The sequence below is a fragment of the Pseudomonas sp. LB1P83 genome (genome assembly GCF_054897885.1).
In genome coordinates this window covers 3591108-3604376 of sequence record NZ_CM142709.1, presented here as the reverse complement: position 1 = coordinate 3604376, position 13269 = coordinate 3591108, and the positions used below count along the sequence as shown (strand labels likewise).

Sequence of the window (13269 nt, the reverse complement as noted above, 5' to 3'; positions counted from 1 at the left end):
CCGGGCGGATTTTAACGCTGCAATCGGGCCGCGGTCACTCGGGCAATCCGGCCAGCCGCAGTCCATCTGCGAACCGCGAGAGATCCTCGGTTCGCTGGATGGGCAGCCATGCCTTCAGGTTGGAGAGTCGCAACGATGGATCCAGCTCTTGCAAGCGCTGCATTGCCCTTTTCGCTTTGTCCATTCGTCCGCTGAGCGCATGACTGGCCGCCATCAGCGCGACCGGCGGCAAAAGACTGGGCAGGTTCCCCAGCGCCTTTTCCGCCCAGGCCAACGCAACGTCGTAACGGCCGGCGAAGAAATGCGAGAGCGCCATCCCCACCTGCATCCGGAACATTTCCGGATCCAGCGGACTCAAGCGAACGGCATGGGTCAAATGCTCAATCGCTTCGTCTGATTCACCGTGCAGTGCGCGCAGGATCCCTCCCAGGAACCAGGCGGGGGCGAGGTTGGGATTGAGCATGCGCGCCCTGTCGAGCAGGGCAATGCCGCCATCGACATCGCCGGCGAGATGGGCCAGTGCGTGTCCGCCTCGGGTCAGCGCCACCGCATCCTCCCGACCGAGCGCCACCGCCAGTCGCGCGAGCCGCACGCCCTCGGCGATTTCTTGCGTGCGATCGGTCATCCAGCCATTCAACTTGCGCCAGAAATGGCACCAGGCGGCCATGCCGTAGGCTGATGCAAATTCTGCATCGAGCTCGATGGCCTTGTAGAACAACGGCAGCGCTTCTGCGATGTCTTCCCGGGTGCCGCTGTGCAGTTTCGCCATGCCGCGCAGGTAGTAATCGTAGGCGTCGAGGCTTTCCGTCGGTTTGCGCTTGGCGCGCTCGATTTCCGCCCGTTCGAGTTGTGGGGCGATGGCGCCGACGACGCTTTCGGCGATCTGGTCCTGCAGTTCGAAGATGTCGTCGAGCAGGCCTTCGAAGCGCTCCGCCCAGATATGCGTCCCGCTCGTCACATCGATGAGCTGCCCGGTGATGCGCACCTTGTTCCCGGATTTGCGCACGCTGCCTTCCAGCACGTAACGCACGCCGAGCTCCTGGCCAACGCCTTTGACGTCGACCGCGCGGCCCTTGTAGGTGAAGCTCGAATTGCGCGCGATGACGAACAGCCAGCGGATTCGCGACAGGGCGGCGATGATGTCCTCCACCATGCCGTCGGCGAAATAGTCCTGCTCCGGATCGCCGCTCAAATTGTGGAACGGCAAGACGGTGATGGAAGGTTTTTCCGGCAGGACGAGCGGGGCGGCAGGCGATGGATTCGGATCAATCGGTGTGTGTTCGTCGATGCCTGTTTCGCCGGTCTCAGCGACCCTGATTTCACCGACAAAGCGGTAACCCTTGCGGGCGACCGTGCGCACCAGGCGCTGTTCCTCGCCGGTATCGCCAATGGCCTTGCGCACCGCGTTGATGTGGCTGGTGATTGTTGATTCCGAGACGATCCGACCGCTCCATACCGCGTTGAGCAGGTCGTCCTTGCTGACCACCCGATCGCGGTTGCTGACGAGCTGCAACAAGAGATCGAAGACCTGGGGGCCGATGGCCACGACTTGCCCGCGCAAGGTCAGTTCCCGGCGCTCCTGGTCGAGCACGTAGTCTTCAAACACGAATGGCAAGGTGAGCATCCCCTGGTCGAGCGCCCTCGACTCCGTGTCCGAGCTGGCGATTGGTACGTGGGGTCGATCATACGGCAGCTCGAAACCCGCTGCACCGTCCAGCATGGGAACCCACCCGTCGCTGTGCTTTTGGACGAAAAACCAAGGTTGTCCAAAGACAAACTCAAGGTCAGTACAAGGACTTCCCACGCGGGCGGCGTCACTCTTCACTCCATCGACAGCAATGTTTGCCGTCGAAAAGCGGAGGGAGAAAGCCCATGAAGATCGTCGTCATTGGAGGCACCGGCCTCATCGGATCGAAACTTGTGAAGAACCTCCGCGAGCGCGGCCATGACGTGCTCGCAGCGTCCCCCAGCACAGGGGTGAACGCCGTCACTCGCGAAGGCCTGGCCGCCGCGATGGATGGCACCGAGGTTGTGGTCGACGTGGCTAACGCGCCGTCGTGGGAAGACCAGGCCGTCCTCGAATTCTTCGAAGCGTCGAGTCGCAACCTGCTGGCCGCCGAAGTGGCCGCCGGCGTTCGCCATCACGTCGCCCTGTCGGTCGTCGGTAGCGAACGGCTTCCCGACAGCGGCTATTTCGTAGCCAAGATTGCCCAGGAAAACCTGATCAAGGCGTCCGGCGTTCCTTACACCATTGTGCGTGCCACGCAGTTCTTCGAATTTGTCAGCGGCATCGCGCAGGCGGCCACCGTCGACGAGCAGATTTGCCTGTCACCGGCGCTGATCCAGCCGATGGCGTCCGACGACGTGGCGGCGGCGCTCGTCGATGTTGTGCTGGCAGCACCGGTCAACGGCACGGTCGAAGTCGCCGGGCCCGAAGCCATGCCCCTCGACGAACTGATCAGGCGTTTTCTGCGCGCAACTCAGGACAACCGCAAGGTTGTACCGGATGTGCACGCGCGTTACTTCGGCTCCGTGCTCGACGATCAATCGCTGACCCCAGGCAAGAACCCCCGCCTGGGCACGATTCGCTTCGAGGACTGGATCGGTCAGTCGACCACCCAGACGGGTCGCTAAGGCTCCTGGAAAGCGTTGACCCGACATCGGGTCGCGCCCTCATGAAACCTGTACAGCAGGAGATATGCCATGTTCAGCCGAATTATCCTGGCCGCGGCCTTCGCTGCGTTCTCACTCACGGCGTCGGCCGCCGACAAGCCCGCGGGCAAGGTGACGGTGGTGTTCGACCGCCCCATTCCCAACATCCCAGGCAAGAGCATGAGGGGCGTGCTGGTCGAGTACGGGCCGGGTGCCGGGTCGCCGGCCCACCTGCACCCGAAATCCGCCTTCATTTACGCAACGGTCCTTGAGGGCGCGATCCGTAGCCAAGTCAACGACGAACCGGAGAAGGTCTACAACGCCGGTGAAAACTTCGTCGAGGAGCCTGGCTCCCATCACCAGGTCAGCGCCAACGCCAGCGACACGAAACCTGCACGCCTGCTGGCGGTATTCGTCCTCGACACGCGTGAAAAGGAACTCGTCACACCCACCGGGAAGTGAGCCCGTCAACGCGCTCATCGACGCTCGACAGCCGGGTTGCAGGCAACTGCTGCCCGGCTGAAGGTCCTTGGCATTAAACAGGAAATACGAACATGAACTCCCACGCAACCGCTGACGCAAGCGCCGAGATCTCTGTGGTCGTGGCGCGGCAAAGCAAGAAGAAGAGGATCGGCATCTTGCTGTGCATCGGCGCGGTTGTGGTGTTGGCGGCCGGATGGGCGATGGCAGTTTCGAGCGGTTCGACCTCGACTGACAACGCTTATGTCCGCGGCGATGTGACGTCGCTCGCCGCCAAGGTGCCCGGCTATGTCACGGCGGTCGAGGTCGAGGACAACCAGGCGGTGCGGGCGGGTGATGTCCTGTTCCGTATCGACGACCGCGACTACCGCGCACGGCTGGCGCAAGCCGTGGCCAATGTCAGCGCCGCCCAGGCGCGCCTGAGCCATGTGGATGCGGAAACCCAACTCCAGCGTTCCCTGATTCGGCAGGCTGAAGCACAGCGGCGCTCAGTCACTGCCGAGATGAACCTTGCGAACAAGACCCACGATCGCAACCGCAAACTGATCATCAGCAACGCGGTCAGCCAGGCCCTGGTCGATGAAACCGGCGCGGCACGCTCCAAAACCGAGGCGTCGGTATCCGCCGCGTCGGCAACCGTGGAGGCACAGCAGCAACGCATCGCCGTGCTTGTGGCGCAGCGCGAAGCGGCCGTTGCGGCGGTGATCCAGGCACAGGCTGCGCGCGACCTCGCCCAGATCGATCTTGACAGCACCGTGGTGCATGCGCCGGTGGATGGCGTGGTCGGTAACCGTCAGGTGCGCATCGGCCGTTTCGTCACGCCGGGCGTTGCCTTGCTCGATATCGTGCCGGTCCATGATGTGTGGGTCGTGGCGAACTTCAAGGAAACCCAGCTCGAACATATCCGCCCGGGTCAGCGCGTGCGCATCACGGTTGACGGCTACCCCGACTGGGCACTGGAAGGCGTGGTCGACAGCTTTGCGCCGGGGAGCGGGTCGGCGTTCAGCTTGCTGCCCACCGACAACGCGACCGGGAACTTTGTGCGGGTGGTGCAGCGCGTTCCGGTCAAAATCCGCCTTGCGCATAACCCTTTGCCGGGTCGCATCGTGCCGGGCCTGTCGGCGCGTGTCGAGGTTGAGAACGGGAGCGGGTCATGAACCCGGCAGCCACCGCCACGCCGAGCAACGCCAGTACGACGTCCGGCGTCCTGCTCATGCTGGGTATCGTGTTTGCCGCGCTGACGGAAGCGATTGCCGGCACGGTTCTGTCGCTCGGTCGCAGTGACATCATTGGCGACGCCTACGCGACGCCTGACGAATTTGCCTGGCTGGACGTCGGTTACACCGCGCTCAAGTTGATCGGCTTCATGACTTCTCCTTGGTTGCTGAGCCGTTTCGATCCGCGTCAGGTGATGATCGGCGCAATCACGGCGATGGGCCTGGCGTGTGCCATTGCCGCCATCACGGCTCAGCTGGACGTGCTGGTCGCGCTGCGAATGATTCAAGGTTTCGCCGCAGGCACGCTGCTGGTCGGCGGCCAGGCGATCATCTTTCGCGCCTATCAACGCTCCCATCAACCCATCCTTCAAGCCGTGTTTGCCATGGGCGCCGTGGTTGCGCCCGCAACGGTTGCCCCGGCCCTGCAAGGGTGGTTGATCGACAGCCAATCGTGGATCTGGATCTTCTTCAGCGTTGTCCCGCTGGCCTTGGCGGCTATCGGACTGTTACTGATCGCAGACCGCCCGACACCCGCCAAACCCTGGCAGCGCCCGTTTGACTGGATCGGCTTCGCACTGATCTCTGCCTCACTGTTCTGTCTGACCTACGTGCTCAGCCAGGGCAGCCGCTGGGACTGGTTCGAGGAGCCGCGCATTGTGTGGCTGAGCGTGATCGGCATTGCGGCTCTGTTAGCCTTTCTCGGCCAACAACTGCTGATAAAAGGCCAAGGGTTGCTCGACTTCACGCTGTTTAAATCGAGCGATTTTTCCTTTGCCTTTATCGTCAGTTTTGTCGCCGGCGCTGCTTTGTTCGGCAGCGCGTTCCTGATTCCGGTGTTCGCCTTGTCGGTCCTCGGGTTCACGCCGACCGATGCAGGGCTGCTGCTGTTGCCCAGTGGCGGGTTTTTTATCGGCGCGCTGCTCGTTGCCGCCTGGCTCATGCAGGCCCGCCACGTTGCGCCGTTCGCCACGGTGCCTTTTGGCATCCTGATGATCATGGTTGCGATGTGGATGCTGTCCGGTTCGACCAGCGAAAGCGGTGCCGACGACATGATGGCCGCCGTCCTGTTGCGGGGTCTGGGGCTTGGTTTCCTGTTTCTGTCGATCACGCTGATCGCGTTCAGCGACCTCAAGCGCCGAAACCTCGCTTGCGGAATTGGCCTTTTCAATACGGGACGGCAACTCGGTGGTCTGATGGGCGTTGCAGGGCTACAGACTCTGATCGAGCATAACGTCGTCAACAATGCCGTGGTCCTCGGCACCAGCGTCACTCCTGGAGGTGCCGCGGTCATTGAGCGGCTGACGACCACCACGGCGATGCTGATGGCGGAAGGGATGGATGCAGTGGCCGCTGGCCGGGCAGCGGCGGGCCTTTTGGGTCGGGTCGTGTCAGGACAATCAACCGTGATTGCCTTCGACACAGCGTTCCTTGCCGTGACCCTGCTTTTTGCCGTCGCCGCCCCTGTGCTGGTGGGCATCAAGATCGGGTTTGCGCGACACGCGAAAGGGCAGGCTGCGCACTGACCGAATAGTGCTTAACCCACACTCACCGCTGCGGCTCGGCCACCAACAGCAACGACTGCGGCACCTGGCTTTGCGGGTGCTGCGGTTCTTGCAGGCCGGCCAACCGAAAACCGGCCATGTCCAGCGCATTCAGCCAACTGGAAACGGTGCGGAAATACCACGGCATGGGTTGCCACTGGCCCTTGAACCCGGCGAAGGTCTCTTCCCGCCAACCATCCTGATAGTCGCCCGCCGCTGCAGCCCATGGATGCAGCGTCTGGATCACCAGCGCACCACCAGGGGCGAGCAGGGCGTTCATGGCGGCGAGCAGCGGGATGATGTCTTGGTGCAGCAAAGCGAAGTTGGCGCAGATCAGATCGTAGTCGCGGCCGATGTCCACCTTCGCCGCCGCCAACGCTTCATAGCTCGCCAGATGCACCCGCGAAGAGCCCTCCGCCCGCGCCGCCTCGACCAGCGTTGCATCGCCATCCACACCGACCGCCGTGATGTTTCGTTTAGCTAACGCGCGCAATAGCCAACCTTCGCCGCAACCCAGGTCGAGCACGCGCTCCGGCTGGCGACCCATTACCGCCAGCAGGATGGCCTGGTCGGTCACTGTGAGGCGGCTTTCGATGGCGCCGCTGCGGATGGCTTCGATCCAGGCGTGGGCGTTGTGGTGCCAGCTGTCGAGGAGGGTGGATTCGGGGGCGGGCATGTTGAAGTCCAACGTTGTGGGTTGGTTAGAAGGATAGGACAAGTATCACGATGAACATCGGTCAGAACGCCTCAGCACCGCACCGAGCACTCGCTGTCCGTACAAACCAACCCCAAGACCCGACACGATGAGAACGACGGCGACGATTTTGTTGAGCGACAGGCTCTCATTGAAAATCATCACTGAACCGAGCAGTCCGAATACCGGCACCAGTAACGACAAGGGCGCGACGGTAGACACGGGATATCGTTTCAGCAGTGAATTCCACACCCAGTAGCCGAACAGGGTGTTGGGGTAGACCTGGAACAGGATCGACAGGACGGCACGGTAGTCGAGTTGATTCACCAAGGCTCTGTAACCCGTCGAGCCGTTGACAGCGTAATCAAGCGCGAAAAGCGGGATGGGTGAAAACGCGCTGGACCATACCAGGAACGCGAAGACCTGAGTGGTCCTGGCTTTTTTGTTGATCACGTTGGCCACACTCCAGGCCACCGCTCCCAGCAGCACCAGAATCAGCCCGGCCGTCGTGACGGTTCCGTCAACAATCGAGAGGATGCTCAACAAGCCACAGCAGGCGATACCCATACCCGCCAGTTGGTAGCGGGAAATTGATTCCTTGAATATCCAGGCGCCCAGCAGAAGGGTGAAAAACGCGCTGAACTGAAGCACCAGTGAAGCGATGCCGGCTGAAAGACCAGACTTGATGCCAAGGTTGACCACGCCCCACAGTCCGATGCCGAAGACCAGGCCGTAACCAATGATGTAGCGCCACTGCACATCGGGTTTCGGAATGAAAAAGATCGCTGGAAGGGCGCAAAGCGTGAAGCGAATGCCGGCAAGTATCAGCGGGTCAACGGTGGTGAGGCCCAGTTTGATCACCGAGAAATTCAGGCCCCAAATGGCAGTGATCGAGATGGCGAGTAGCAGGTGTCTGGCTTTCATGTTGATCTTCCTTGAAGGGTCGTTGAAAAACGGCTGGTGAGAACCCACAGCACCAAAGCAGTCGCGCTGATCAAGGCGCCCAGCAGGCTGGTTGCCGTCCAGCCCCAGAGCGCATAAACCTGAGTCGCGGCTGCCGCCCCCAGCGCGCTGCCGACCGAGTAGAAACACATGTAGGCGCCGACCATGCGACTTTGGGCGTCGGGTCGTGCGGCAAAAATGAGGCTCTGGTTGGTGACGTGCACGGCTTGCACCGCGAAGTCGAGCAGGACCACTCCCAAGACCAGCGCGATCAGGGACGTCTCGGCGAAACTGATGGGCAACCAGGAAAGTGTCAGGAGCCCCAGCGAAAGGCCGGTCACTCGTTGGCCAAAACCTTGATCGGCCCAGCGTCCGGCTCTTCTGGCAGCAAGCGCACCGGCGACGCCGGCCAGGCCAAACAGGCCGATGGCCGTGTGTGAAAGCGACAGCGGTGGAGCGCTCAACGGCAGCACCATGGACGTCCACAGCACCGAAAAAGCGGCAAAGATCAGCAAGGCCAGCAGGCCCCTGATCCGTAAAATCGGCTCGGTCATGAACAGCTTGAAGAGCGACCGGATGAGAGTCGGATAGGCGTCTTGATTGCGTGGCGACACGGCGGCAGGCACCACTTTCCAGAACACCGCCGCGAGGATCAGCATCAATCCTGAGGACACGAAGTAAACAGCGCGCCAACCCGCCAGATCGGCGATCAGCCCAGAGGTGAACCGCGCCAGAAGAATGCCCAGGACAACGCCACTCGTGACGGTTCCCACGGCCTGCCCACGTTGTGAGGGCGTTGCCAGCACGGCGGCATAGGCCACCAGCACCTGCACGACCACGGCCAGCAAACCCATGACGATCATGGCTCCCAGCAGGGCCAGCCATTGCTGTGCTGCACCGACTGCCGCCAGCGCAATTGCGGACAGCATCACTTGAGTCAAAATCAGCCGTTTACGGTTGACCCGATCGCCCAACGGTACGATGAACAGCAACCCCAGCGCGTATCCAGCCTGAGTGGCTGTCACCACCACCCCGATCAACCCTGAGGTGACGCCCAGGCTTTCAGCCATTGAGGCGAGCAAGGGTTGGGCGAAGTAAACATTGGCGACGGCCAGTGCGCAGGTGACGGAAAACAATAACGTGAGCGATGGAGAAAGCCCCGCAGGCTGGTCGGTTCTGCTGCTTTCTACCGCATCCACAGGCGGCAATTGCGAAGGCTGCCGGGAGAAACGTTGGGCGTCTGCTGTCATGCGCGCCTCCATGGCGTTAAACTGGTTTCAATTAACAACTTGTTTCGATTATTGCTGAATCAAGTTTTAAATTGCAACCAGATTGATCGGCAGACTAGGCAATTCTTATCCAAAAGGTAAATACGATGGTCGAAGGCACTTCACCGCACAGCAGCGAATGCCCCGTAGCAAGAACACTGGATGCGATCGGGGATCGTTGGTCGCTCATGATCATCCGCGACGCGTTTGACGACATTCGCCGGTTCAGCGAATTTCAAAAGAGCCTGGGCGTGGCCAAGAATATTCTGGCATCGCGACTGAAGGCGCTGGTTGAGGTCGGGGTATTCGACGTTCGACCGGCTTCAGACGGAAGCGCCTACAAGGAGTACGTCCTTACGGACAAAGGACGGGAGATTTTTCCGGTGGTGATCAGCATGAGGCAGTGGGGCGAACGTTTTCTGTTCGAGGCGCAGGAGACGCGTTCGGTGCTGCTGGACAACGAGTCTGGCCAACCTCTGATGCCAATGGATGTTCGCTCATCAAGCGGGCAAAAACTTGGGCCGACTGACTGCCACAGGGTGAGGCTGGTTGACGGCGGGTCGTGAATCGATAGCCGACTTGCCGCCTTCTTACCAGCCTTTCACTCCGCTCATATCGGGCAGCTTGTGAGCAATGCCTTTGTGGCAGTCGATGCAGGTGGCCTCACCGTTGGCCAGGGATGTCGAATGCATGGCGGAAGCGCGCTTGCTCTGGCGTGTGAAGTCCATAAACTCGAAGTTATGGCAGTTGCGACATTCGCGAGAGTCGTTGGCCTTGAGCCTGGCCCACTCATGTTCGGCCAGTTCGCGGCGCAGGGTGAGGAACTTGTCGCGGGTATCGATGGTGCCGAAAATCTTGCCCCAAACCTCCTTTGAAGCCTGCATCTTGCGCGCGATCTTATGCGTCCATTCGTGGGGCACGTGGCAGTCAGGACAGCTGGCGCGTACGCCGGAACGGTTGGTGTAATGAATCGTGTCCTTGAGCTCGACGAACACGTTGTCACGCATCTCATGGCAGGAAATGCAGAACTTCTCGGTATTGCTCAGCTCGAGCGCGGTGTTGAAACCGCCCCAGAAAATGATGCCGGCGATAAAGCCCCCAAGCGTCAGAAAGCCCAGGCTGTAGTAGAGGCTCGGACGACGCAGAATGCCCCAGTAATCCTTGAACAAGGCGAACAGAGCTTTCATGTTGCCTCCTCAGCGTTTCTGTGCGGCGTTGGCGTCGTCTTGCAGTATTTTGTCGATGGTCTCGAAACTGTTGCCCACCAGAGGGACAGCCTCTGTTTGCGGCACGTGGCATTGGTTGCAAAAGTATCGGCGCGGTGATACTGCCGCCAGTGGTTGGCCGTCGCGGTCCATGTAGTGAGTGATGCTGATCATCGTCGCCTGCGTCCGCGCGCTGTTGGCCCGGCTGTGACAGGACAGACACTTGTTGCCGTTCATGTCGATCTGATAACCGCGAATGCTGTGGGGGATGGTGGGCGGCTGATCCGGGTAGTTGCGTTCGCGCTTGAGGTCCTTGTTTTCTTCATTGGCGATGGGCGGGGCCGGCAGGATCTGGGTCAGGGTCCCACCGGGCCGGCGCCCGTCCGGCCCGGGTGCATCGAGCGGGTCGTTGACCTCGGCGGCGATCACCACGCCCATCGCGGCGAGCAAGAGCCATGGCAGGATTCGAAAAGGCATGACGGTTCTCCTCAGGCCACGCTGACCAACTCGATTCGGATCGCGCATTTTTTATAGTCGGTCTGCTTGGAGATCGGGTCGGTGGCATCGAGCGTGACCTTGTTGATCAGCTTGTTGGCATCAAAGAACGGCACGAACACCAGCCCTTGAGGCGGTTTGTTGCGGCCGCGGGTTTCGATGCGCGCACGGATTTCACCGCGTCGGCTGATCAACTTCACTTCACTGCCTCGGCGTGCCTTCAACGCTTTGGCGTCTTCGGGGTGCATGTAGACGAGTGCGTCAGGCACGGCTTTGTACAGCTCCTCGACCCGTTGGGTCATGGTGCCGGTATGCCAATGTTCGAGAACGCGGCCGGTGCTGAGCCAGAACGGGTAATCGGCGTCCGGCGCTTCCGCCGGCGGCTCGTAGGGGAGGGCGAAAATGATCGCCTTCTTGTCCGGGTAGCCGTAAAACTGCACTTCGCTGCCTTTCTCCACATAGGGGTCGAGCCCCTCGCGGTAACGCCAACGTGTTTCCTTGCCGTCGACCACCGGCCAGCGCAGCCCGCGTTCGCTGTGGTAGCGGTCGAATGCCGCAAGGTCATGCCCGTGGCCACGTCCAAATTGGGCGTACTCCTCGAACAAACCTTTTTGCAGGTAGAAACCAAACGCCTTGGCCTCATCGTTTTTATAGCCCGCTTCCATTTGCTCGACGGGGAACTGGTCAACCTGGCCGTTCTTGAACAGCACGTCGAACAGGGTCTTGCCCTTGTATTCTGGAGACTGGGCGAGTAATTCGGCAGGCCAGGTTTCATCGGTGGTGAAGCGTTTGGAAAACTCCACCAACTGCCACAGGTCCGACTTGGCGTCGCCCGGCGCACTCACCAACTGATGCCAGAATTGTGTACGCCGCTCGGCATTGCCAAACGCGCCTTCCTTTTCAACCCACATGGCGCTGGGGAGGATCAGGTCGGCGGCTTGGGCGGACACGGTGGGATAGACATCAGAAACAATCACGAAATTGTCCGGGTTACGCCACCCCGGCAGGACTTCCTGCATGATGTTCGGCCCGGCGTGCATGTTGTTGCTGGCCTGGGTCCAGTAGACGTTGAGCACGCCGTCCTTGAGCATGCGGCTCTGTTCCACCGCGTGAAAACCAGGTTTGGGCTGAATGGTCCCGGCGGGCAGTTTCCAGATGTTTTCCGCGGTGGCGCGATGTTTGGGATTGGTCACCACCAGGTCGGCAGGCAACCGGTGGGAGAATGTCCCGACCTCGCGTGCCGTACCGCAAGCCGACGGTTGACCGGTCAACGAGAAAGGGCTGTTGCCCGGCTCGCTGATTTTGCCGGTGAGCAGATGGATGTTGTAGATCAGGTTATTGGCCCAGACGCCGCGCGTGTGCTGGTTGAAACCCATGGTCCAGAACGACACGACCTTGCGTTTGGGGGCGGCATACAACTCGGCCAGGCTTTTAAGCCGTTCAGCCGATACACCGGTCTCCTTGGCAGTGCGTTCCAGTGTGTAGGGTTTGACGAACGCAGCGAATTGCTCGAAGTCGATGTCTGTCCAGGTGTTGGCCTTGTCGGCATTCTTCGCCTGTTTTTCCCGTGGATCATCCGGGCGCAGTCCGTAGCCGATGTCATCGGCCCCCTTGGCGAAGCGTGTGTGTTTGCTGACGAAGTCCTGATTCACCGCTCCGCTTTCAATGATGTGATTGGCGATGTAGTTGAGGATCAGCAGATCGGTTTGCGGCTTGAATACCATCGGGATGTCGGCCAGTTCGAAACTGCGGTGCTCGAAGGTCGACAGCACGGCGACTTTTACGTGCGGGTAACTCAGGCGCCGGTCAGTGACGCGGCTCCACAGAATCGGATGCATCTCGGCCATGTTCGAGCCCCAGAGCACAAAGGCGTCGGTGGCTTCGATGTCGTCATAGCAACCCATCGGCTCATCCATACCGAAAGTGCGCATAAAGCCCATGACCGCCGAGGCCATGCAATGTCGGGCGTTGGGGTCGATATTGTTGCTGCGAAAGCCTGCTTTCATCAGCTTGTTGGCGGCGTAGCCTTCCCACACGGTCCATTGCCCGGAACCGAACATGCCGACCGATTCGGGGCCTTTGCTCTTCAACGCTTCCTTGAATTTCAGTTCCATGATGTCGAAGGCCTTCTCCCAGCTGACCGGCTGGAACTCGCCCTGCTTGTCGTACTGGCCGTTCGTCATGCGCAAAAGCGGCTGGGTCAGGCGATCAACGCCGTACATGATCTTCGACAGAAAATAGCCCTTCACACAATTCAACCCGCGATTGACCTCTGCCTTAACGTCGCCATGGGTGGCAACCACCCGGTTATCCTTGGTCGCGACCATCACGCTGCAACCTGTACCGCAGAAGCGGCAGGGCGCCTTGTTCCAGTCCAGGGTGACCATATCGGCTTCGGTCACCAGGTTACTGGCGGAGGTCACAATCGGCAGTCCGGCGGCGGCAGCTGCAATGGCGGCGGCCTGCGCCTTGACGAATGCTCGGCGGGTCATGCTCATTCGATGTCTCCTTCGGGTTCGAGGAGTTCGTGGTAGACCAGCGCGGCGTTGAGTACGCCCGGCAGGTTGTTGATCTGTTCGATGCGTTGAAGGATCTGGTTTTCGTGCACGGTTTCAAGGACCACCACCAGTTTTCCGGCAGGACTTTCCTGGTGCAGCTCCACGCCGTCCAGCAGGCGCAGGTTGGCTTTGACTGCGTCGAAATATTCAGGCCGGGCATGTACTACAAGGCTGGCGATGTGCAGGGCTTCGTCCATGTGCAGGCTCCAATAGGCCT

The 13269-nt window shown here is 60.7% G+C and carries 13 protein-coding genes; 5 read left to right on the top strand and 8 right to left on the bottom strand.

Translation table 11 applies throughout. The annotated features are described in order from the left end of the window. Window positions 1-34: 34 nt before the first annotated feature. On the bottom strand, window positions 35-1615 hold the full coding sequence (locus ACYZTY_RS16590) for a winged helix-turn-helix domain-containing protein (protein WP_461959335.1): 1581 nt from the start codon (window positions 1613-1615) through the stop codon (window positions 35-37). Window positions 1616-1872: 257 nt separating this feature from the next. Here ACYZTY_RS16590 and ACYZTY_RS16585 point away from each other — a divergent pair, with 257 nt between their 5' ends. The 4 genes from ACYZTY_RS16585 (at window position 1873) to ACYZTY_RS16570 (ending at window position 5872) form a co-directional block, all read left to right on the top strand. Continuing rightward, the gene (locus tag ACYZTY_RS16585; protein WP_461954621.1) at window positions 1873-2634 is read left to right on the top strand and encodes an SDR family oxidoreductase; all 762 of its coding nucleotides are present in this window, start codon (window positions 1873-1875) and stop codon (window positions 2632-2634) included. Window positions 2635-2703: 69 nt separating this feature from the next. Beyond that, window positions 2704-3114 (top strand): cupin domain-containing protein, encoded by a 411-nt coding sequence (locus ACYZTY_RS16580; RefSeq protein WP_461954620.1) that lies wholly within the window; start codon window positions 2704-2706, stop codon window positions 3112-3114. Window positions 3115-3206: 92 nt separating this feature from the next. Then, entirely contained in the window at window positions 3207-4289 is a 1083-nt protein-coding gene (locus ACYZTY_RS16575; protein WP_461954619.1) for an HlyD family secretion protein, read from the top strand. After that, the gene (locus ACYZTY_RS16570) at window positions 4286-5872 is read left to right on the top strand and encodes an MFS transporter (RefSeq protein WP_461954618.1); all 1587 of its coding nucleotides are present in this window, start codon (window positions 4286-4288) and stop codon (window positions 5870-5872) included. The genes ACYZTY_RS16575 and ACYZTY_RS16570 overlap by 4 nt, the downstream gene beginning before the upstream one ends. Before the next feature lie 22 nt (window positions 5873-5894). Here the strand turns inward: ACYZTY_RS16570 and ACYZTY_RS16565 are convergent, their stop codons facing one another. The 3 genes from ACYZTY_RS16565 to ACYZTY_RS16555 are packed head-to-tail and all read right to left on the bottom strand — an operon-like array spanning window position 5895 to window position 8776. After that, window positions 5895-6566: a class I SAM-dependent methyltransferase gene (locus ACYZTY_RS16565; RefSeq protein WP_461954617.1), complete on the bottom strand. Its 672-nt coding sequence runs from the start codon at window positions 6564-6566 to the stop codon at window positions 5895-5897. A gap of 45 nt (window positions 6567-6611) precedes the next feature. Next, window positions 6612-7508, bottom strand: coding sequence for an EamA family transporter (locus ACYZTY_RS16560; RefSeq protein ID WP_461954616.1), 897 nt, complete (start codon window positions 7506-7508; stop codon window positions 6612-6614). Continuing rightward, complete coding sequence (locus ACYZTY_RS16555; RefSeq protein WP_461954615.1) at window positions 7505-8776, bottom strand: MFS transporter; 1272 nt, start codon at window positions 8774-8776, stop codon at window positions 7505-7507. Before ACYZTY_RS16555 ends, ACYZTY_RS16560 begins: the two co-directional genes overlap by 4 nt. A 125-nt stretch (window positions 8777-8901) precedes the next feature. Here ACYZTY_RS16555 and ACYZTY_RS16550 point away from each other — a divergent pair, with 125 nt between their 5' ends. Further along, the gene (locus ACYZTY_RS16550) at window positions 8902-9360 is read left to right on the top strand and encodes a winged helix-turn-helix transcriptional regulator (protein ID WP_461954614.1); all 459 of its coding nucleotides are present in this window, start codon (window positions 8902-8904) and stop codon (window positions 9358-9360) included. Between the two features lie 24 nt (window positions 9361-9384). Here ACYZTY_RS16550 and ACYZTY_RS16545 read toward each other — a convergent pair whose 3' ends face one another. From ACYZTY_RS16545 to ACYZTY_RS16530, 4 genes are read right to left on the bottom strand one after another with little or no spacing between them, the layout of a single operon-like run. After that, entirely contained in the window at window positions 9385-9981 is a 597-nt protein-coding gene (locus ACYZTY_RS16545) for a cytochrome c3 family protein (protein ID WP_461954613.1), read from the bottom strand. Between the two features lie 9 nt (window positions 9982-9990). After that, window positions 9991-10476, bottom strand: coding sequence for a nitrate reductase cytochrome c-type subunit (locus ACYZTY_RS16540; protein ID WP_461954612.1), 486 nt, complete (start codon window positions 10474-10476; stop codon window positions 9991-9993). 11 nt (window positions 10477-10487) lie between these two features. Further along, a complete protein-coding gene (gene napA, locus ACYZTY_RS16535) occupies window positions 10488-12992 on the bottom strand; it encodes a nitrate reductase catalytic subunit NapA (protein WP_461954611.1) in 2505 nt (834 codons plus the stop codon). After that, the gene (locus ACYZTY_RS16530; protein WP_461954610.1) at window positions 12989-13249 is read right to left on the bottom strand and encodes a chaperone NapD; all 261 of its coding nucleotides are present in this window, start codon (window positions 13247-13249) and stop codon (window positions 12989-12991) included. The genes napA and ACYZTY_RS16530 overlap by 4 nt, the downstream gene beginning before the upstream one ends. Window positions 13250-13269: the final 20 nt, after the last annotated feature.

Coding starts and splice junctions, on each gene's coding strand:
- ACYZTY_RS16580 (WP_461954620.1), top strand. CDS start 2,704: ATGTTCAGCCGAATTATCCTGGCCGCGGCCTTCGCTGCGTTCTCACTC.
- ACYZTY_RS16540 (WP_461954612.1), bottom strand. CDS start 10,476: ATGCCTTTTCGAATCCTGCCATGGCTCTTGCTCGCCGCGATGGGCGTG.
- ACYZTY_RS16570 (WP_461954618.1), top strand. CDS start 4,286: ATGAACCCGGCAGCCACCGCCACGCCGAGCAACGCCAGTACGACGTCC.
- ACYZTY_RS16575 (WP_461954619.1), top strand. CDS start 3,207: ATGAACTCCCACGCAACCGCTGACGCAAGCGCCGAGATCTCTGTGGTC.
- ACYZTY_RS16555 (WP_461954615.1), bottom strand. CDS start 8,776: ATGACAGCAGACGCCCAACGTTTCTCCCGGCAGCCTTCGCAATTGCCG.
- ACYZTY_RS16545 (WP_461954613.1), bottom strand. CDS start 9,981: ATGAAAGCTCTGTTCGCCTTGTTCAAGGATTACTGGGGCATTCTGCGT.
- napA (WP_461954611.1), bottom strand. CDS start 12,992: ATGAGCATGACCCGCCGAGCATTCGTCAAGGCGCAGGCCGCCGCCATT.
- ACYZTY_RS16585 (WP_461954621.1), top strand. CDS start 1,873: ATGAAGATCGTCGTCATTGGAGGCACCGGCCTCATCGGATCGAAACTT.
- ACYZTY_RS16550 (WP_461954614.1), top strand. CDS start 8,902: ATGGTCGAAGGCACTTCACCGCACAGCAGCGAATGCCCCGTAGCAAGA.
- ACYZTY_RS16565 (WP_461954617.1), bottom strand. CDS start 6,566: ATGCCCGCCCCCGAATCCACCCTCCTCGACAGCTGGCACCACAACGCC.
- ACYZTY_RS16560 (WP_461954616.1), bottom strand. CDS start 7,508: ATGAAAGCCAGACACCTGCTACTCGCCATCTCGATCACTGCCATTTGG.
- ACYZTY_RS16530 (WP_461954610.1), bottom strand. CDS start 13,249: ATGGACGAAGCCCTGCACATCGCCAGCCTTGTAGTACATGCCCGGCCT.